This window comes from Paenibacillus sp. J22P143 (assembly GCF_059692035.1).
This window is the reverse complement of sequence record NZ_JCAUAQ010000003.1, coordinates 215,189-235,712: the sequence shown is the minus strand read 5'-3', so window position 1 is coordinate 235,712 and position 20,524 is coordinate 215,189. Positions and strand designations below refer to the sequence as shown.

At 45.4% G+C, this 20,524-nt stretch carries 13 protein-coding genes; all 13 read left to right on the top strand.

Going from position 1 to position 20,524, the window contains the following annotated elements; genetic code table 11:
• Positions 1-170 precede the first annotated feature (170 nt).
• The 13 genes from AC58PQ_RS08135 (at position 171) to AC58PQ_RS08075 (ending at position 20,521) form a co-directional block, all read left to right on the top strand.
• Positions 171-1,925: a sensor histidine kinase gene (locus tag AC58PQ_RS08135; RefSeq protein WP_497241463.1), complete on the top strand. Its 1,755-nt coding sequence runs from the start codon at positions 171-173 to the stop codon at positions 1,923-1,925.
• Complete coding sequence (locus tag AC58PQ_RS08130; protein WP_497241462.1) at positions 1,918-3,603, top strand: response regulator transcription factor; 1,686 nt, start codon at positions 1,918-1,920, stop codon at positions 3,601-3,603. The genes AC58PQ_RS08135 and AC58PQ_RS08130 overlap by 8 nt, the downstream gene beginning before the upstream one ends.
• Positions 3,604-3,691: 88 nt before the next feature.
• Positions 3,692-5,365 carry an extracellular solute-binding protein gene (locus AC58PQ_RS08125; RefSeq protein WP_497241461.1) on the top strand — a complete coding sequence of 558 codons (1,674 nt, stop codon included), beginning with the start codon at positions 3,692-3,694 and terminating at the stop codon, positions 5,363-5,365.
• Positions 5,366-5,454: 89 nt separating this feature from the next.
• Positions 5,455-6,369: an ABC transporter permease gene (locus AC58PQ_RS08120; RefSeq protein ID WP_497241460.1), complete on the top strand. Its 915-nt coding sequence runs from the start codon at positions 5,455-5,457 to the stop codon at positions 6,367-6,369.
• A 12-nt stretch (positions 6,370-6,381) separates the two neighbouring features.
• The gene (locus AC58PQ_RS08115) at positions 6,382-7,266 is read left to right on the top strand and encodes a carbohydrate ABC transporter permease (RefSeq protein WP_497241459.1); all 885 of its coding nucleotides are present in this window, start codon (positions 6,382-6,384) and stop codon (positions 7,264-7,266) included.
• Between the two features lie 44 nt (positions 7,267-7,310).
• Entirely contained in the window at positions 7,311-9,761 is a 2,451-nt protein-coding gene (locus AC58PQ_RS08110; RefSeq protein ID WP_497241458.1) for a glycoside hydrolase family 38 N-terminal domain-containing protein, read from the top strand.
• Between the two features lie 7 nt (positions 9,762-9,768).
• Positions 9,769-11,844 carry a DUF5054 domain-containing protein gene (locus AC58PQ_RS08105; protein ID WP_497241457.1) on the top strand — a complete coding sequence of 692 codons (2,076 nt, stop codon included), beginning with the start codon at positions 9,769-9,771 and terminating at the stop codon, positions 11,842-11,844.
• A 20-nt stretch (positions 11,845-11,864) separates the two neighbouring features.
• Positions 11,865-13,283, top strand: coding sequence for an alpha-L-fucosidase (locus AC58PQ_RS08100; protein ID WP_497241456.1), 1,419 nt, complete (start codon positions 11,865-11,867; stop codon positions 13,281-13,283).
• A 6-nt stretch (positions 13,284-13,289) separates the two neighbouring features.
• Complete coding sequence (locus AC58PQ_RS08095) at positions 13,290-13,436, top strand: hypothetical protein (RefSeq protein WP_497241455.1); 147 nt, start codon at positions 13,290-13,292, stop codon at positions 13,434-13,436.
• 75 nt (positions 13,437-13,511) lie between these two features.
• Positions 13,512-14,384, top strand: a complete 873-nt coding sequence (locus tag AC58PQ_RS08090; protein WP_497241454.1) for a sugar phosphate isomerase/epimerase family protein — start codon at positions 13,512-13,514, stop codon at positions 14,382-14,384.
• A 4-nt stretch (positions 14,385-14,388) separates the two neighbouring features.
• On the top strand, positions 14,389-16,764 hold the full coding sequence (locus tag AC58PQ_RS08085; protein WP_497241453.1) for a hypothetical protein: 2,376 nt from the start codon (positions 14,389-14,391) through the stop codon (positions 16,762-16,764).
• A 156-nt stretch (positions 16,765-16,920) separates the two neighbouring features.
• Entirely contained in the window at positions 16,921-18,567 is a 1,647-nt protein-coding gene (locus AC58PQ_RS08080) for a stalk domain-containing protein (RefSeq protein WP_497241452.1), read from the top strand.
• Positions 18,568-18,886: 319 nt separating this feature from the next.
• Positions 18,887-20,521 carry an S-layer homology domain-containing protein gene (locus tag AC58PQ_RS08075; protein WP_497241451.1) on the top strand — a complete coding sequence of 545 codons (1,635 nt, stop codon included), beginning with the start codon at positions 18,887-18,889 and terminating at the stop codon, positions 20,519-20,521.
• The last annotated feature ends 3 nt before the right edge of the window (positions 20,522-20,524 follow it).

Below are 20,524 nucleotides of genomic sequence, written 5' to 3'. Positions count from 1 at the left end.
ATAGTGAGCAGGAAGTAAAAAGAAGTGAATAGAAAGATGGGGCCTTTTCTTCTATACTAGCATCATATCATGCAAATTTATCCAGAAAAGGGTCGTTGTACAGGAAATCCTATCCATTTGTCGAATACAGAGACAAATCTATCTCATCGACATCAGGGAGGAATACAAGATTGAACTTGCAGAAGTGGGTAAAGCCAAACATTTTTTCGAAACTAATTCTTTCGTTTCTGGTTGTCCTCATTCCGATTTACGGCCTCAGTATCTATGCCATTCAATCTGCAGAAGAGAATGTTCGCGATCAGCTATCGCAATCTGTCGTTTCGAATGTGAACTTCTATATGAGTTCTTTTGAAAATGAGATGCAACGGATCATGCAATTAAATAAGGAACTAATATTCGATGACGATTTTCAAAAAATCCGTACGATAGCTGACGCAATGGATGATTATACACGAGCACAGACGATTTTAAGCGTAAAAAAGAAGCTGCAGTTGCTAAAAACATCTAGCTTATACGTGGAAAACGTAAAGGTGTATATTCCTTCACTTGATAGAGGCATCTTCGCCAATAATTATGAAAATGAATTCCCACAGGACGAACTGGAGGCGCTAATGGAGTCTGGCCGAGCAGGTTCGCCGCTCACCAATTGGAAAAATGGACTGTTTCTAAGTGATATGTATCCGAAGCCTTATCAGCAGAAGCTGCATCCGACGATTGCTCTCGGTGTTGATTTATCTACACCAAAACTGCAAAGCTCACTTCATCGAATTATTGATATGAATGGGGCCGGTGCTGCCTTGATTAATATCGGGCAAAATTGGTCGTTTTCGGATGGGAAAAGCGACTTTATCTTATCAAAACTGCGAGTCTTCCTCTCCGCTCAAGTACAGAAGGATAGCGTGAGCGATCAAGGCAGCTTAACGGTCAACGGAAAAAAGTACTCAATCACTTTCACATATTCGAAGCTATTGCAAACGTATTTAGCTGTTTATATTCCTGAAAGCCAACTGCTCGGCCCATTAGACAAGTATCGTAAAATTTTGTGGTTGCTGTCCATTCTTTCTTCCATTGTCGTTGTGATTTTCTCCTATTGGATTTATCGACTTATTCATCAACCTCTCAAGAGGCTCATCAGTTCGTTTCGGCAGGTAGAGCGAGGTAATTTGCAAGTCGAGATTCATCACAATTTTAACGATGAGTTTAAATATTTGTATGGCCAGTTCAACCAGATGGTTGCACAATTGAATCGGTTGATCGGAGAAGTGTATGAAGAGCGGATTTATTCGCAGCAAGCGGAGCTGAAGCAACTGCAGTCTCAAATCAATCCTCATTTTTTATATAATAGCTTTTTCATTTTGCAAGGGCTTATTCGGATGCGCGATTCTGAAACATCAGAAAAACTTATTCAGCATCTCGGAGAGTATTTCAAGTTCATTACACGAACAGGAGCGGACACAGTTACGCTAGAGCAGGAAGTAGGCCATTCGAAAGCGTACACCGAAATTCAAACGTTGCGATTTTGCAATTTAATAGAGGTGAAATGGGGAGAACTGCCGCGCTCGCACTGTCATATGCAAGTTCCTCGCCTCATTTTGCAACCCATCATTGAAAACGCCTATGTGCATGGATTAGAAGACAAAATAGCAGATGGCAAGCTGACGATACAGTTCCAGGTGGAGCAGGATTATTTGCGAGTAATTGTGGAGGACAACGGAGAGAACCTCTCAAATGAGCGGTTTATAGAGTTGAAGGAAATGCTGCAGTCACCCAAAATCTGCAAGGAGTCGACAGGACTGTTTAATGTTCATCGTCGCTTGCAATTAAGATATGGTGAAGCATCTGGTCTAATTGTTACAAGAGGAGCGTTAGGGGGCCTTCATGTTGAAATGAGGCTTCCATGCAAGGAGGATAACCGAGATGTATAGATTGTTAATCGTGGATAATGAACCGTTGATTGTCGAGAGCATTGTTGATTTATTCGAACGAACTGCCTTACCCGAATTGGAAGTACATTGCGCATATTCCTCTGTTGAGGCGCTGAAATGTCTGGAAAAGCTCAAGTTCGATATCGTGCTCTCGGATATACGGATGCCTGGCATGAGTGGAATTGAGCTCCATCACGAAATTATTAAATATTGGCCTTGGTGTAAAGTGATCTTTTTAACTGGATATAACGACTTCGAGTACATCCACATGGCGATACGTAATGGCAGTGTTGATTATTTATTGAAAACTGAAGGAAGCGATGCAATCGTTGAGGCGGTTCGGAAGGCGATGTCATCGTTGTCCGATGCTTTGGCCGTTGAGCAATTCATCTCAAAATCGAAACAGCAAATGCAAATGGTCACGCCGTTTTTGCAAAAGGAGTTGCTATGGGAGCTGTTGCAAGGGGATGCTCATGCCTATCGTTCCATGCAGCGAAGCTTCGAGGAAGTATATATGGAGCTGCGTCCGTCTGAGCCTGTAGTTGCCATGATCGGAAGAGTGGATAGCTGGAACGAGAGTGTGAGTTCCTTCGACAAGTCTCTATATTTATTTGCTATTCAAAATATCGCGAAAGAATATTTGTCATCAACGGTGCAGCTTTTTTCTTTTGACTTTGAGAAAAAGACGAAAATCATCTGGTTGATACAACCTAGCGTCAGCGAAACAAGTCTGTCCTCTGATGAGCTGTCCATGGTGCGCCAACGCACACTTGTGTTTAGCAAAGGCGCAGCGGAAATGATTCAAGGGGCCTGCAAAAACCTGTTGAAGCTGAGCCTTTCTTTGGCGGTCGGTACTGCTTTCAAAGAGTGGAGCCATATATCCGAACAATTCGAGCATTTGCAGATGCTGCTCAATCGAGGTCTAGGTCTTGGTCAGGAACTGATGCTGCTGGAACAAAATATGGGGGCATTGCCGGAAGCGTATGTCGAGCACGAACGAAGAAAGCAACTGAAAAAATTGAACGTACTGCACAGTGTGCTGGATAACGGACAGAAAGACCAGTTTATGGATGAATTCACCAGTGTAGTGAAAGCAGTAAGTGATGCTGCGCCGCAATTGAATTCGATTAGAGCCGAAATTTATTTCACGCTTGTTTCGATTTTTTTATCCTATATAAATCGGTTGGAAATTCAGAGTGAAATCGGGCTAGAAATCAATTTGGGCAAGTTGACGACGCTCGATTATCAGAACAATTGGAAAGAGCTCGTTGACTATTTTTACAAATTAGCCGAAGTGTTGTTCGAGCATAAGTTGACTGGGCAGGATAGCCAAGAACACGACGTGATTCGTAAGATACAGCGGTATGTTCAGCATAATTTATCGGGCGATTTGACGCTTAACCGAATTGGTGAAATAGTCGGGCACAATCCTTCATATTTGTCCCGATTGTATAAGCAGATCACAAATGAAGGGTTGTCAGAGTATATTATGTCGGCACGGCTTCAAAAAGCGAAAGAGCTTCTCGAAGAAAATAGGCTGAAAATTCACGAAGTATCGATCGCCGTCGGCTTTTTATCGGATCAGTCATTTTACCGTTTTTTTCGCAAAGCGACGAACAAGACGCCTCAAGAATATCGGGAAAGTGTTGCGATGTTAAGAAATGCGACTATAAAGTAAAGAAAGGACAATAGAAACATACATAAATTAATATTATTATAAATATATAACCAGTTATTCAATATATATCCAATAGGAGGGTTATAAAATGACAGTTAAAAAATTGTTCTCTCTATCAACCGTATGTTTAGTAAGCCTTTCACTGCTGGCAACCGCATGTTCAGAAGATGGAAAAAGCAATGATGCTTCGCAGCAATCGACAGACAGTAAAGTGTCAAGTACACCTGCAAGTGCGGCTGTAAATTATGATCCTCTGGGCAAATACGATCCACCGATTGAGGTACACTCCGTACGTATGGCACTGCCAAATGATCGCTTCGAGAATGGCGACACGAACCAAGCCAACGTGTGGACAAGAGAATATGAAAGCGCTCTCGGCGTCAAGCTCGTTTACGATTGGCTCGGTGATCCGAACGGTGATACCAATAAACTGGATATATCGATCGCTTCCAACCAAATACCGGATGTATTCGCTGCAACCGCGAAACAAATGAATCAATTGGTCGATGGGGGACAAATTCAGGATTTGACGGAGGTGTGGAACAAATACGCCTCGCCGGCACTGAAGGAATTGGCCAATCAAGATGGAGGATTGGCTCTGAAATCTGCTACATTCGACGGTAAATTAATGGCTATTCCTAAATTCGGAGGCAACATTACAAGTGCTGATATTTTATGGTTACGTACTGACTGGTTGGATAAGCTGAATCTGCAGCCGCCGAAAACGATGGATGATTTGTTGAAAATTGCTGAGGCGTTCGTGACGCAAGATCCGGACGGAAACAAGAAGAATGATACGTTCGGGTTAGCGGTCAGTAAGGAACTTAGCGGTTTGGCGGGATTTTTCAACGGATTCCACGCTTATCCGGGCATTTGGATTAAAGATGCTTCTGGAAAATTGACTAACGGAATCGTTGCTCCAGAAATGAAAACAGCACTATCCAAGATGCAAGAACTATACAAAAAAGGATTTATTGATCGGGAATTCGCTGTAAAAGACGGAGGCAAAGTTGTTGAGTCTATTTCGCAAAATAAAGTAGGCATTTATTATGGTCAGAATTGGTACTCCTATTGGCCATTTAACGATGCTAGAAAGCAGAATCCAGGCATGGAGTGGAAGCCGTACCCGATTGTGTCCGCGGACGCTAAAGCTGCGACTCCAGGAGTCGGATTCCCAATAGTTGAGTATGAAGTAGCGAAAAAAGGTTACAAAAATCCGGAAGTCATTGTAAAAATGCTGAATTTGTGGATGGAGCGCGCCTATGGAAAAACGGCCGACTGGAATAAATTCTCAGTTTCAGCGAAAGGAACAGAAATATTCCAATATCCGTTATTCCAAGCATTTGCGCCGAATAAAGACGTGCCAGACAACTATCTTGCCGTGAAAAACGCAACGTCTTCCGGGGATACCTCCAAGCTGAATCCAGAGCAAAAAGCGCTTTTTGAGAAAATAACGGCTTTTAAAAAGGGAGACGACTTGCAATGGGCTACTTACCGTCAAGCCGGTCCGACAGAATCCGCGTTCGAGGTGTTGGCGGGTTATAAGGATAAGTTGTTGACGACAGGTTACCTAGGAGCCAATACACCAACAATGGTCGAGAAGCAGGGTGTTTTGGATAAGTTGCAAAATGAAACGTTTACGAAAATTATTATGGGTGCTGCACCAGTAGACGAGTTTGATAAATTCGTTGAGCAATGGAAAAAATTAGGCGGCGATAAAATCACGCAAGAAGTCAATGCCGTGAGCGCAAAATTAAAATAAAACAGGATACAGAAGAGAGAGGGGAGTGCTGCTCTCCTCTCTCTTTATACTAAATACCAAAAATAATTGACCAACGTAAGGAAGGTGCCGTGATGCGTAAAAGGTGGAGACGGGAGCTTCCGCTGCATGCGATGATTTTACCCAGTTTCATTTTAGCCGTACTTTTTAGTTACATTCCTATGGTTGGCGTCGTTATTGCGTTTCAAAAATTTACGCATATACGCGGGAATGGACTCCTGGGTTTTTTCGGAAATAAGTGGATTGGTCTTCAAAACTTTCAATATATTTTTGAGCTGCCAGATACGCTCCAGGCTATTCAGAACACGGTCATTATAGCAGTACTTAAAATTTGTACAGGACTTGTCGTACCTATCGTTATTGCGCTTTTATTGAATGAAATTCGAATATCTTCAATTAAACGCGGCGTTCAAACGCTCATCTATTTGCCTCACTTTTTATCGTGGGTTATTTTAGGCGGGATTTTAATTGATATTTTGTCTCCCGAATCAGGAATAGTGAATCAACTGCTACGGTATATGGGGATTGAACCTATCTTTTTTTTAGGAGACAATCATTGGTTCCGAAGCGTACTGATCGTGTCGGATGTATGGAAGGAATTCGGATTCAGCACAATCGTCTACTTGGCGGCGATTACGAGTGTAAACCCTGCTCTATATGAAGCGGCAGTCATCGATGGGGCATCGCGTTGGAAGCAAACGATAAACATTACACTTCCTACCATATTCCCAATCGTTATCTTAATGCTGACATTGAGTTTAGGAAATGTGCTCAATGCGGGATTCGATCAAGTTTTTACGCTGTACAACTCAACGGTTTACGAGACTGGCGATATTTTGGATACGCTTGTCTATCGAACTGGCGTAGTCAGTGCGCAATATAGTGTCGCAACTGCGATGGGGCTGTTTAAATCTGTCGTGTCCTTGATCTTTATCAGTGTTTCATATTGGTTCGCGTATCGTTTTTCTAATTATCGTATTTTTTAGGGGGGGACCCTCATGTTTCATCGACCTTCGATTCGCTATCGGTTGTTCAGTATAAGCAACTACGTGTTCTTAATATGCGTGTCGCTGCTGTGCCTTGCGCCAGTGGTTCATGTGTTAGCTATTTCCTTCAGCACTAGCAGTGCCGCTTCCGCTGGATTGGTGAAGCTGTGGCCCGTTCAATTCACGCTTGCTTCCTATTCGTTTATTCTGGAAAATTCTCAATTTTTAAAATCCTTCGTCATTTCGATTCAGCGAGCAATTTTGGGTGTATCGATCAGTGTGGCATTATCTATCTTGCTTGCTTACCCACTGTCGAAGGAAGTAAAAGATTTTCGTTTTCGTACGGTGTACGCATGGTTTTTTGTGTTTACGATTCTATTCGGAGGCGGGCTTATTCCGTGGTTTATGACCATTCAAATGTTAGGCTTGATGAACTCCATTTGGGGACTGGTGCTGCCGGGAGCCGTGCAAGTATTCAATTCCATTTTACTGCTTAATTTTTTTAGGGGCTTGCCAAAGGAACTGGAAGAATCGGCTTTCATGGACGGCGCATCCCACTGGACGGCACTGTGGCGAATTATTGTTCCAATCTCAATGCCTGCCTTGGCTACAATTTTGTTGTTTTCATTCGTCAATCAATGGAACTCTTGGTTCGACGGGCTGCTGATTATGAATACGCCGGATAAATATCCACTGGCAACCTATTTGCAAACGATCATTATTAAACCTGATTTTGCCAAAATCAGCATGATGCAAGCAAAGCATTTGTCTGAAATATCAGATCGGACAACGAAAGCGGCACAAATCATTATCGGCTCATTGCCGATTTTATTGGTCTATCCTTTTTTGCAAAAGTTTTTTGTAAAAGGGATTGTGGTTGGAAGTGTTAAGGAGTAATCGACATAACTTGATAGGCTCAAATGCTGAAAGGGGTTCATTACATGCAAAAGATGGCTCGTAAGTGGCAGATTTATGCCATTCATCATTCCCATACCGATATTGGCTATACGGAAAGACAAGAAAGAATAGAGCAATTTCATGTTGATTTTATTCGACAGGCGCTGCGAATCGCAACACAAATTCGAGCGGGACAAAAGGAAGAATGGAAAGGCTTTAAATGGACTTGCGAAACATTCTGGGCTGTCGAGCGATTTTTGGAGGTAGCAAGTGAGCAGGAGAAGCTTGACTTCGCAGAAGCTATTCGCAATGGCGATATTGAGCTGTCAGGAACGTACTTGAACATGACGGAATTGGCGGATTATGACTTGCTGAAAGCAATCCATGCCAAAGCTGCAGCATATGGACGCTCTATCGGTCATCGTGTGGATTCGGCGATGACAGCTGATATTAACGGCTATAGCTGGGGTTACGGTCAAAGCTTACTGGACGCAGGCGTTCAACATTTGTTTTCGTGCATTCATACGCATCATGGCATGTTTGCCTTGGGACGCAAGCAAACGCCCTTTTGGTGGGAGACGCCGAAGGGAGAAAAGCTGCTAGTCTGGAACGGGGACCATTATTTTCTTGGCAATGAGCTTGGCATATGCCCAGATGCAGTAGGCAGCTACATTATTCGCGATGAGTTTCATACACCAAGCATCGTCAACAATCATGATGAAATTATGGCTGCTCGAATCGAACGGTATCTGACTCTGCTTGAGTCGGAGGATTATCCGTATGACTTTGTCCCGGTGACGCTTTCGGGTCTGGCGACTGACAATGGCGCGCCGAACGGAGCGATTATGGATGTGATTGGCAGATGGAATGCGGAATATGGGGAGCAAGTTCAAATTCAGATGGTGACCCTGAGCGAATTTTTCAGCCAACTCAAAGAGCATAGCGCCGATATTCCCGTATATGCAGGAGACTGGCCGGATTGGTGGTCTGATGGCGCTGGTTCGACGCCAATGCAAACACAAATTTTCAAAGATAGCCAACGCACGCTACGCAAAATCAAGCGTCTTGACCCAAATCAGGAAATTGTCAACCGTAAGGAGCTTGATGAGATTGAGTATCAGCTTGCGATGTATGCCGAGCATACGTGGGGATTTCATAGCTCAATTGGTCAGCCATGGCATTGGAACGTTCAAATGTTAGAAGTACGCAAGCTTGCATATGCGGCGAATGGGAGCCGACTCGCTCATTCAGCATTAGATAAAGTGCGTGACGCCAAGGGCGGTTCGCTGTTATACCCAGGACGGCCATTCCGTTATCGTGTGGTAAATACGGAACTTCAGTCTTCCCGTCAGCTTGTTGAATTCGAATGGGACGGATTTGAGAACGAGCGTTTCAAAGATGGGGTTGAAGTAATCGATGAATGCACGTTGCAGGCCGTTCCTCATCAACTGGGCTATCAGAAGGCGACGATCGAAGTCAGTCTGGCTCCCGGAGAGCAAAAACAATATGCGCTCCGACCAGCAAAGCCGTCCAAGGCGAAGACGACGGACAACTTCAAGCTGTTGGCTGTCGATTCGGTCAACGATGTTGAAGATATGTATGATAGCAGCACTGCAAAGGAGCTTGTTGCTGTCACGCAGCATTCCATCACATCACCATTCGTATATATAAGCTGGAATGAGGCGGAAGGAATCGTCTCTTGGATAAACAAGGAAACAGGCAAAGAGCTTATACGTAATGATAAAAAACATGGAGCGTTCACACCTGTCTATGAAAAAACACCTGTAGCCGATCCGAAAAATCAAGGGAATATGTATACGTCAAGGAACCAAATGGGCAGAAATCGCAAGGGCATCAATGTCAAACGCTCATCTGGATGCATCGTGAAAGTGAAGACAGTTGAGACAGGACCTCTATTCGGTATTGTAGAACTGCAGTTCGAACTCCCGGGCACGAGCTATTACTCATTGTTTATCAAGGTGTATGCAACGATGAACCGCGTCGATGTCGCAGTGCGTTTACACAAAGATTCCGTCTGGGAGGCGGAAAATGTATACTTGTCAATCCCGTTTTCAGCCGGAAACGAAATGGATGAGACACTTTGGTTGGAAAAATCGGGCGGATCCGTTCGTCCGTGGGTGGATCAGATTCCAGGCACTCTTCTTGATTTTACGTGCATCCAGGAAGGGATGGCATTTGTAGGAAACAGCGGTTCACTTATAATCGCTACACCGGATACACCGCTTATTCAACTTGGTTCACTCGAATATGGTAAGCGATACCTTCATACCCAGCAGCCAAAAGAGCTGAAGCCGGAACTTTACGTATGGGCGATGACAAATTACTGGGAAACCAATTTTAAAGCTACGCTTGGTGGATTCTACGAATTCCGTTATTGTCTGGAATGGAGCAAAGAGATAACTGTCGCTGAGAAAGCGATCGAACATTGCCATACGCTGAGCGCAGGGCTTACATCATGGCGAATTGGGGAGTGAACAAGAAGTGAGCACAATTAACAAAGTACACGTTATTTTTAAAACACATCTGGATATCGGCTTTACGCATATGGCGCAGGACGTCATCGATCGGTATATGAATGGCTTTATTCCGCAAGCCTTGGACATGGCGGAAAAACTCGCGCATGAAGAGGGGCCGGTCAAGTTCGTATGGACGACAGGCTCATGGCTGATACGGCATTTTTTGAATACAGCTTCGGATCTGATGCGCGAGCGTATGGAGGAAGGAATTCGTCAAGGTCGAATCGCTTGGCACGGTCTGCCGTTTACGACTCATACGGAGATCATGGATGAAAAATTGTTTGAGTTAGGTCTGTCGTTTTCACGTGAACTAGATCAGAAATTCGGGCGAAAGACGATTGCTGCCAAAATGACAGACGTTCCTGGACATACGATCGCCATGGTTCCTTTATTAGCGAGAAATGGCATTCAATATTTGCATTTAGGTGTCAATGTGGTTTCCAAAAATCCGAAAGTCCCCAAAATATTCTTGTGGAAAGCCGCGGATGGCTCGGAAATTATAGTAAATTATGCCGACGCCTACGGCAAGCCTTTTCAAATGGAAGGATTGGAGGATGCGCTGTACTTTGCGCACACAGGTGATAATGACGGACCTTCTTCTTTGGAAGAGGTGCGTGCGCTTTATGCGAAGCTGCAACTTGAGTATCCCGAAGCGGAAATTATTGCTTCAACACTGGATCATTTTGCCGAAAAGCTGCAAGCGATTAAACATCGTTTGCCTGTGATCTGCGAAGAAATCGGTGACAGCTGGATTCACGGCATAGCCTCCGATCCTTGGAAGATTGCTCGCTACAGAGAGCTATTGCGTTTATGCGATAAATGGCTTCATTCAGGGGAAATTGATGCAGATAGCGACACATATGTCAGATTTTGTGAGCGCTTGATGCTTATTCCGGAGCATACGTGGGGCTTGAATGCTTCCGTCTATCTCGTTGACTTCACTAACTATTCGCCATCTGATCTCGCTGCTGCAAGGGAGCGGGATCAGATCGATGACGCGAAATGGAAGAAGTTCGACTATTTACGTCAGCTTGCGATCCCTGTCCGCTCTTTTAGCTACTATGAGAGCTCGTGGAAAGAACAGCGTGACTATATCGAGCAGGCGATTACTGCCTTGCCCAACCATTTGGCAAAAGAAGCTACCGCAGCATTGGCATGTCTACAACCGAATGAACTGAGTTTTTCAGATGAGAGCGCTCATCTCTTGCAGATCGGCGAAAGCTGTGACGTTGGGATTTTTCAGGCTGCTTTCGCTGCTGATGGCTCTATCTGCGCGTTAACGGATAGAACCGGTAAAGTATGGGCGGATGAAGAGCATCGATTGGGAAGCTTTCATTATGAAACTTTTAGTAAGGAATGCTATGATCGATATTTTAAAGAGTATGTAACCAATTTACATATTCATCATAGTTGGGCAGACAACGATCTTGGGAAGCCAGGCATTGAGTATGTCCAACCGAGACCAGAGCATCGGCTTTTTAAGGCGAGAGCTAGGAAAATCGTCTTGGAAAGACAGGGCGAATGTGACGTTGTCATCGCGGACTTACAGCTGCCCGAATACGTTTGTGAGCATCACGGTGCTCCTCGTCAAGTGGCTGTCGTTTACAGGTTTCATAGAGACAATCCACATATCGAGGTTGAGCTGCAGTGGCAAGATAAGCAAGCTTGCCGCCTGCCCGAAGCCAGTTGGTTTTCTTTCGTCCCGCTAGTTGACAACCCGAATATTTGGGAAATGGATAAATTGGGTCGCAGAATATCGCCTCTGTTTGTAGTCAAGGATGGCAATCGAAATATGCACGGTGTCAACTCGGGACTGTACTACGCAGGCGCGGACGGGTCAGCTGTGATCGAGACGTTAGATGCGCCTTTGGTATGCCCAGGAAGCAACAAAATTTTGCAGTTCGACAATATATACGCTCCATTGGAAGACGGATTTCATTTCAACTTGCACAACAACTTGTGGGGAACGAATTTCGTCATGTGGTTTGATGACGATATGAAGTACCGATTCCGGCTTACATTGCAGTCGAATGGCTGTTGAAAAGGAGAGGACGCACAAGTATGAGCGATTTGAACATAGAGGAAATTCTGCAGACTGCACCATCTGAAGCCGAGGTAGTGGAGGAAGGTGTTCACAATTACAGCAGTGAGTCGAAGTGGGTGAAGCCAGATAATCCGATTACTTTGGAACGCCTAGAGTGGTTCAAGGATCAAAAATTGGCTCTCATGATGCACTGGGGGCCATATTCACAAATTGGCATGGTTGAGTCGTGGATACTGAGTGATGAGGATGGAGATTGGGCTCGTCATGATGTGGATTGGACAAACGATTACGAGGAAATGAAACGCGAATATTTCGGATTGGACCGTACGTTCAATCCGTTCCGATTTCAGCCGGAAGTGTGGGCGGACATCGCTGCCGAGGGCGGGTTCAAGTATTTGATATTTACGACCAAACACCATGACGGCTTCTGCATGTGGGATACGCATACGACGGATTATCGAATCACCGGGCAAGACACGCCGTTTCATGCACACCGCTACGCCGACATTTGCAAGCATGTGTTTGATGCTTTTCGCGACAGAGGGCTGGCGATTGCTGCTTATTTCTCCAAAGCGGATTGGCATTCGCCTTATTACTGGGCTCCCGGTATGGAGCGTGGCCGCCAAACGTGGCGGGGACCCTCCTATTGCCCTGAAGATTACCCGTGGTTATGGGAAAAATTCGTGGATTTCACTCATGAACAGATTATGGAGCTGATGACCCGTTACGGCCGAATCGATGTGTTGTGGCTGGATGCAGGCTGGGTGAGAGACGGCGGTCGCGTGAAGCAGGACATTCGGCTGGGTGAAGTTGTGGAGCGTGCTCGGATAACTCAGCCGTGGCTGTTGTCTGCAGATCGCACGGTAGGAGGACCCTATGAAAATTATGTGACGCCGGAGCAGACCATTCCAAAACGTCCGTTGAGCGTTCCGTGGGAAAGCTGCATCACGATCGGCACTTCCTTCTCTTTCAAATATGAGGATCAGTACAAGTCAGCACGGGAGCTGGTCCATATCTTAATGGAGGTTGTTTCCAAGGGCGGGAATTTGGCTCTGAACGTAGGGCCTCAGCCCGATGGCAGATTGCCTGCCGGAGCCGTCAAAAGCATCAAAGAGCTCGGAGCATGGATGAAGGTTTACGGAGAGGCGGTTTACGGAACACGCATCTGTGCGCCGTACTTTACTGGCTCTTGTGCGTTCACAACTAAGGAAGATACCGTATACTGCGCTTATTTATACCCGAGTCAGGATACAGTTGTTGGCGAAGTTGTTCATATTCCTTATGCAGAGCCTGTGACGGGCATTGAGCTTGTCGGAATCGAAGGTCATTTGGAATATGTATGCACGAAAGAGGGGATCGCAGTCACTCTTCCTGCCAGTGAAGTGAATAGGGAAGCCCCGATTACCCACGTATTTCGTCTTCGGAAGAAAGGCTGAAGCATAATGAGACATAAGGATGCGTCGCAGCCGCCTAAGGAACGGGCATTAAGTCTTATAGCTTTGATGTCGGCCGAAGAAAAAGTCGGCCAGCTTCTGCAGCCCTTCGGATGGAAATTCTATGATCCTAATTTTCCCTATGAGGGCGAATGACCAGATGCCTCCACAGTGAAGGCCGGATGAAGTTGTCATTAACGAAAAATAACGCTTGAAGGATGGATGAAGGTTATGAAAATCGGTCTTAGCACTTATAGTTTGTTAAACGCTCTCAATTCAGGAGAAATGACCGTTCTCGATATCATAACTTGGATTGCAGATAATGGCGGAGAGCATATGGAAATCGTGCCGTACGGCTTCACGCTTGTTGACAACTTAGACCTTGCCGATGAGGTCAGGGTAAAAGCCAAGGAAGCAGGCATTGAACTATCCAATTATTCCATGCCCGCCAATTTAGTCCAGCCTTCAGAAGAGGCTTTTCAACTTGAGATTGAGCGGGTCAAGCGGCATGTGGATCTCATCGCACGCATGGATATGAAGCATATGCGCCATGACGTAACTGCATTTTCCCTTCCGAAAGAGCATATGGGCATTGACTGGTTCGAACAAAATCTGGAGTCAATGATTCGGGGCAGTCGTCTGATCGCCGACTATGCGGCGTCCTTTGGCATTACGACGACGATCGAAAATCACGGCTTCAGCGTGCAAGCGAGCGATCGCGTGCAGCGCGTCCTGCAAGCCGTTGATCGTCCGAATTTTCGTACGACGCTGGATATCGGCAATTTCATGTGCGTGGATGAGTCCTCCATTATTGGCGTGATGAACAATCTGCCTTATGCCTCGCTCATTCATTTCAAAGATTTTTATTTCCGGTCTTACGATCAAAAACCGGGTGAGGAAGGATGGTTCCTGACGTCGCACGGCAATTATTTGCGCGGTGCCATCGTAGGTCATGGCGATATTGACTTGCGGCGAATTGTCAAGCTGATCAAAGATTCAGGTTACGACGGTTATATGACGGTGGAATTCGAGGGAATGGAAGAGTGCAGGACGGCATCGAAAATAGGGATGGGCAATTTGCACCGCCTGTGGGACGAGGCCTAGCACGATGGGAATACAAATTCAAGCAGGTCAATTGACGTTTTGTATGAGTGCTCAAGGCAACTTGATGCAGTTTGCGGATGCGGCAACCGGTAGAAGGTACGATCAGCAGTCGTGCCGTTCTCCTTTGCTGCGAATAGTCATTGGACAGCATATCGAGGTGCCGGATTGCGCCGCATTCGATGAAGCTTCGGGGAAGCTGTCGCTTTATTACGAAAGCAGCGGAGCACAGGTGGATGTGAAGGTCGACGAGAAGGGAAAATACGTCACGTTTGAAGTGATCGGGATAAAGGAAACGAATATAAAAGGTGAAATCGATGCGATCATTTGGGGACCGTTTACGACTCAAATTTCAGGTTCGATAGGTGAGTCCGTTGGCATCGTCCACAATGGCGAATGGGCTGTCGGCCTGTTGTCGCTCAATCCCAAAACCATAGGCGGATGGCCGGCTGAGCTAGGGATGTTGGAGTTCGCGAATTTTCCATTCACAGACAGCAAATTCGAATATAAGCTTTGTACAGCTTGGCCGACCCATGAAGGCAGTCTGCTTCAGGCGTATGCACGAAATCGTACGAAAGGCGGGCGGAGACCGGTCTGGCATGTAAAGGAAGTTGATGTAGCTCCGCTAAGCAATGACGATGCGGAAATTCTCGGATCAAAGATAGCGCTGTTCGGCTGCACTGTCGATCGGGTGCTGGAAACGATCGAGGCAGTTGAACTGGGGGAAAATTTGCCACACCCGATGATCGAAGGCGTATGGGGAAAAGCATCGCCCGCAGCGAATCAGTCTTATTTGATCACAGATTTCACCGAAGCGACAATTGATGAAGCTGTGGGATATACAAAGCAGGCAGGGGTGAAATACGTTTACCATCCTGACCCATTCGCGCAATGGGGACATTTTAGGCTGAAGCCGGGAAGTTTTCCGAACGGTGACAAGGGGCTGAGGACTTGCGTTGAGAAGGCCAAACGCGAAGGCGTGAACATTGGTATCCATACGCTTTCCAATTTTACTACCTTGAATGACCCATACGTAACGCCAGTTCCGGACAGCCGGCTGCAGACAGCAGGCGTTACACGTCTAACAGAACCGCTAAGTGAGGTATCGGTTGAGATTGCAATTGATGATCCTCTGCCTTTTCAGCAAAGTTTGTACCGAAAAACAGCGATTCTCGAGAAAGAACTCATCGAATACGAGACTGTTTCGGAGAGCATGCCTTGGATGCTGCTTGGCGTCACACGAGGAGCGAACGGCACGGCCGCAGCCGCCCATGAAAGCGGTTCGGATATCGGCCGTGTTTGGGATCACCCGTACGATGTGTTTTTTCCGAATATGGAGCTTCAGGACGAGTATAGCGATCGTATTACTGAACTTTTCCAAGAAACGGGTTTGAAGCAAATCTCATTTGACGGGCTGGAAGGTTGCTACGCAACCGGTCATGACGATTACGGAGTGAACCGTTTCGTCAAGCATTGCTATGATGGATGGGGCAGTGGCGTCATCAATGACGCGAGCATTGTTGTGCCGAATTACGCGTGGCATATTTTTACACGGTTCAATTGGGGTGAGCCGTGGGGAGTGGCAACTCGCGAAGGACAGCTGGAATGGCGGCTCAGCAACCAACGTTATTTCGCAAGAAATTTTATTCCTCCCATGTTGGGATGGTTTCTGATCCGTTCTGCTTCCAATCGCTTTGAGGCGACGACGCAGGACGAGATTGAATGGGTGCTGTCAAAAGCGGCAGGCTTTAACGCCGGCTTTGCCTTGTCAGCCGATATGGCGGTGCTGCGGCGCAACGGTAATATCGACACACTGCTGAAAGTGGTCCGCACTTGGGAGTGTGCGCGTCAAGCCGGAGCATTCTCATCGGAACAGCGCGACAGATTGAAAGACCCAGCAAGCGACTGGCATTTGGAAATGATAGAAGAAGGAGTATGGAAATTATATCCTGTAACTATCTCGAAGCCGTTCCAATGCAATCCGGAGGAACTGCAGCCGGGACAGCCCGGAGGTGCTGATTGGTTGTTTTACAACAAGTACGAGAGGCAGTCGTTGCGATTTTGCATGTCTGTATCCGCTGCTTACGATAACGAACATAGCGCTGTGAAACGCCCAACCTTTTATACGGACGGAGCGTATATGGTGTTCGATACGGAGGTGAAGGAAGGCGAGTATTTGGTGTGCGACGGCAGTCGAAACGGTCAAATCTTCGATAGAAATTGGAATTTGCTTCGGACGGTTCAAGCTTCCGCAGAGGCTCCGACGGTGCGGGAAGGGAGTCAAACCATCTCGTTCAGTTGTAAGTTTATAGGAGAGCCTAGGCCTTCTATAAAAATGAAGGTGTATACGCGGGGAACGCCGGAATCGGTGCAAGTGCCTTAAGGGAGCAAAGGTTGGCATTGAAAACAAACATAGAAATCCATTTCGTGCGGGCCGCTCTATGAAGGTCCTACTATTTAACTAATAGTTGTCTAACTTTCCTGTGGAGGCTATGATAAATGAATAGTTTCTTACTGATAGAATAGGAGACAGCATAACATGATAAATGCATGGCGGATTTCATTGGTAAAAGTGTTTGTAGCAATGTGCTTATTGCTTTCGATTTTGATCATCCCGGCAAAATCTTCCTATGCGATGTCCTATAGTTATATGACCTTTCCCAAGGGGAATGTAGGAATTCTGAAACCTGAGATCGGAGCTGAAATCCATTTCAGTGAGGGAATGAAGCCAGATAGTTATCAGTTCTTGCTCAATGGACATGAGCAAACAATGACCTACGATCCTGTTTTATCCAAATATATTCATATACCGACTACCGATCTCGCAGCAGGCGAGTATAAGGCTCGAATTACAATTTCATTCAGTGGCTATGAGCCGATTTACATGAATTGGGAATTTACAGTACTGCCCAATGCTTCCTCGATTTCGACCGTTACAACTTCAGAGCAGCAGGAAGGTCTGAGGGCCATCAACGATTATCGGGCCAAACTTGGTCTGCCAGCGGTCAAATTCAGCGACAAGTTGAACACAGCTGCGCAAAAGCATGCGGAATATTTGTACCAAAATAAGATCGATGCTATTAACACAACCATCTCCTTGCATGATGAGAATCCGTCGTTACCTGGTTATATTGGCAAGACATTGACGGAACGAAAGCAATATATCAGCTATATGCACGGAATCGGTGAGGATGTGGCATATAATCATTCATCGCTTGTGGAAGCGATCGATGAGCTCTTTGACGCTCCCTACCATCGTTCCCCGTTCATGATGGTAGGTCTTTTCGAGGTAGGTGTCTATAAAAAAGGTGATTACCATGTTATTGAATTTGGTTCTGAAGAAGGGAAATCTTCTGATCTAGTCGTTTCTCCTAGTAGTAATGATTTTTATGTACCAACCCAGTTTGATGGACATGAGCATCCTGATCCAGTGCGTTTCCATCCAGCAGCTGAATATCCAGTCGGATATCCAATTATGGCTGCTGTGAACGATATAGATGTAAAAAAGGTTAACCTCATTGAAGCGGAGCTACATGACATAAACGGAAACAAAGTCCCAATATGGGTGAACTCCACGGAAAATGATGATCATTTGGATAATGAAATTATGATCATTCCTGAAAAGCCGCTTCAACTGGACACCACATACAAGGCAAAGGTGAGCCTTACAGCTACGATGGAGAATGGCTCATCCAAACCTTTCACCAAGGAATGGACATTCCGAACAGAACCCAAAGAGGGTCTCGGTGTGTTAAAACTACACAGCGATTCAGCGGCGTACGCTAGCACAATGTCTATACTAGGTATGAATCGAAAGCATACAGTTACTTTTGGCTTGAATGCGGATACGTATTACTTGGATTTAATTCCATTTACGATGAAGAAAAAGCCATACATTTCAGAGGGAACGTCCTATCTATACATCAGAGATCTTGCGGCGGCGATCGGTGCTTCTGTTGAGTGGGATGATGCTAGTAAGGCAGCTATTTATAAAAAGAAAGATAAGACAATCATCTTTTATTCGAATCGAAATGCTTTTGCAATTAATGGTAAAGAATATCCGACGGATTCAGCTGCGAAGTTAATCAATGAAACAACCATGATTCCTGTGCGGTTACTATCAGAAACGCTAGGTGCAAAGGTCGATTATGTGGAAAGTTCTCGCACTGTCGTCATCAACTTTTAATCGATAAGAGCTATTCGTATCACAGAGGCTGTCCCTTCGGTCAATAACCGACGGGACAGCCTCTGTTCTTATTATTTTCTAAATAAGGATTTGAATCATTGATGCTGATAAATGAAACAAGACGAAAGATGAAAGCTCTGGTTAGTAGGTGAGAATTGTATTGACAATATGTTACTACAAAAAATATAATATTAAAATAATGTCATTACAAAATTAGATTAAATGGAGGAGGCTGTTGGATTAGTTATTACATAATTGAAAATGAAAGCGTTTAACAAAAAAGGACTACTTGAAAGTTATTCGAAAAGGGGGTAGTAACATGTACAAGAATTTCAAACGCAAGTTGGCTGTACTTGTGACATCGTCATTAGTGTTAACGTCAGTTTCGATGATTCCTCAAATTTCTAAAGCAACACCATCAAGTGAAGAAATCCCGTCATGGGCTGCTGTGGAGATTGCTTATTGGGTGGATGCGGGACTTCTACAAGGCAAGTTAGATGGGATGATTCATCCAGATGACGTTGTTACTAAAGCCGAATTTGTTACATTATTAAACCGCGTATTTAATTTCTCAAAAAAGAGCAACCAAACATTTAGTGATGTGCCTGCTGATGCATGGTATGCAACTGAAATTTCCAAGGCTTTCGCTGCGAATATTTTGGATGGGAATGGAGATGGAACAGCAGGGCCATCTGACACGATGACCAGAGAAAAAGCTGCAGTTGTTATAAGCAAAGCTTTTTCCGTCAAAAACTCCGAGAACTCGTCTTCAAACTTTACCGATGAGAAACAAATTTCATCTTGGGCTCAAAGCTTCGTACATGCATTGAAAGAAGCAGGCTATGTTTCCGGATTTCCAGATGGAAGTTTCAAGCCTGATAAAACGCTGACTCGCGCTGAAGCGATTAAAATGATCAACAATGTGATGGGAATATTAGTGTCTGATGCTGCAACCCATGATCATGTAACTGGTAAAAATGTATTGGTGAATACGGCTGGAAGCTTGTTGTCGAACGTAAAGCTAACTGGTGATCTGTATATTACTCCGGGTGTTGGTGAGGGGAATGTAACGATCACAAATTCTCAAATTGACGGAACGGTCTATGTGCAGGGAGGCGGTCTGCATACGGTTACTTTCGAAGGCAGCACGATCACTCAAATCGTCGTTAATAAGCCTGAGGTCAGAGTCCTTCTAACCGGAAACTCATCCGTACAACATGTAGTGATTCAACAAGAGTCAGTCCTGGAGCTAGGTACAACAGCAACAGTTTCAAATCTGGAAGTAAACGCTCCTGCGGAAATTAGAGGCGACGGTGAAGTCACGAACGCAACAGTTAATGCAAAGGGAACAACATTTGCTAAAGCTCCAGGAGATCTGATCTTGAACGTTGAGAATGCTACGGTTGCTGGAGAAGTAGTGACGAATAAGGAGACTCCAACAGTACCTGGATCTGGACCTATTGGCGACTCAGGCGGTTCGAATACTACGCCTCCAACGCCTCTAACGCCTATCGTGGTATACGGAACGTGGGGAGAATCTTTGGCGGATAATTCCGTGCCTCAGAATGTTAAATCCTACATTACGGAAATTCGCGGCGTTACCAATGAATTGGGAGGCCAGAAAAACATACTTACGGACGATCTGTTCGGAGTGACTCCAAATGTTTTCCCGATCATGCTAGGTGAGAACATAAATACCTCTTATATGGACAGCAATAAGAATTTATGGATCGGGACGAAAACGAACCTGATTTATCGAGACAACGCAACGGGGACATTTAAAGAGTTTGGTGCGGACGTATTGGGTTACGGCAACGTCGATATGATTATTCCGGACAAATCAGGCGGCGTTTGGGCTTTAGTCGGAAGCGCAAAGCACGATACCGCTAATACTCCTGTAGATTACTCCAAAACGAAAGTCATTCACATCACAAAGTCAGCTGTAAGCAACTAACGG

Coding starts and splice junctions, on each gene's coding strand:
- AC58PQ_RS08130 (WP_497241462.1), top strand. CDS start 1,918: ATGTATAGATTGTTAATCGTGGATAATGAACCGTTGATTGTCGAGAGC.
- AC58PQ_RS08125 (WP_497241461.1), top strand. CDS start 3,692: ATGACAGTTAAAAAATTGTTCTCTCTATCAACCGTATGTTTAGTAAGC.
- AC58PQ_RS08115 (WP_497241459.1), top strand. CDS start 6,382: ATGTTTCATCGACCTTCGATTCGCTATCGGTTGTTCAGTATAAGCAAC.
- AC58PQ_RS08110 (WP_497241458.1), top strand. CDS start 7,311: ATGCAAAAGATGGCTCGTAAGTGGCAGATTTATGCCATTCATCATTCC.
- AC58PQ_RS08100 (WP_497241456.1), top strand. CDS start 11,865: ATGAGCGATTTGAACATAGAGGAAATTCTGCAGACTGCACCATCTGAA.
- AC58PQ_RS08095 (WP_497241455.1), top strand. CDS start 13,290: ATGAGACATAAGGATGCGTCGCAGCCGCCTAAGGAACGGGCATTAAGT.
- AC58PQ_RS08090 (WP_497241454.1), top strand. CDS start 13,512: ATGAAAATCGGTCTTAGCACTTATAGTTTGTTAAACGCTCTCAATTCA.
- AC58PQ_RS08085 (WP_497241453.1), top strand. CDS start 14,389: ATGGGAATACAAATTCAAGCAGGTCAATTGACGTTTTGTATGAGTGCT.
- AC58PQ_RS08080 (WP_497241452.1), top strand. CDS start 16,921: ATGATAAATGCATGGCGGATTTCATTGGTAAAAGTGTTTGTAGCAATG.
- AC58PQ_RS08075 (WP_497241451.1), top strand. CDS start 18,887: ATGTACAAGAATTTCAAACGCAAGTTGGCTGTACTTGTGACATCGTCA.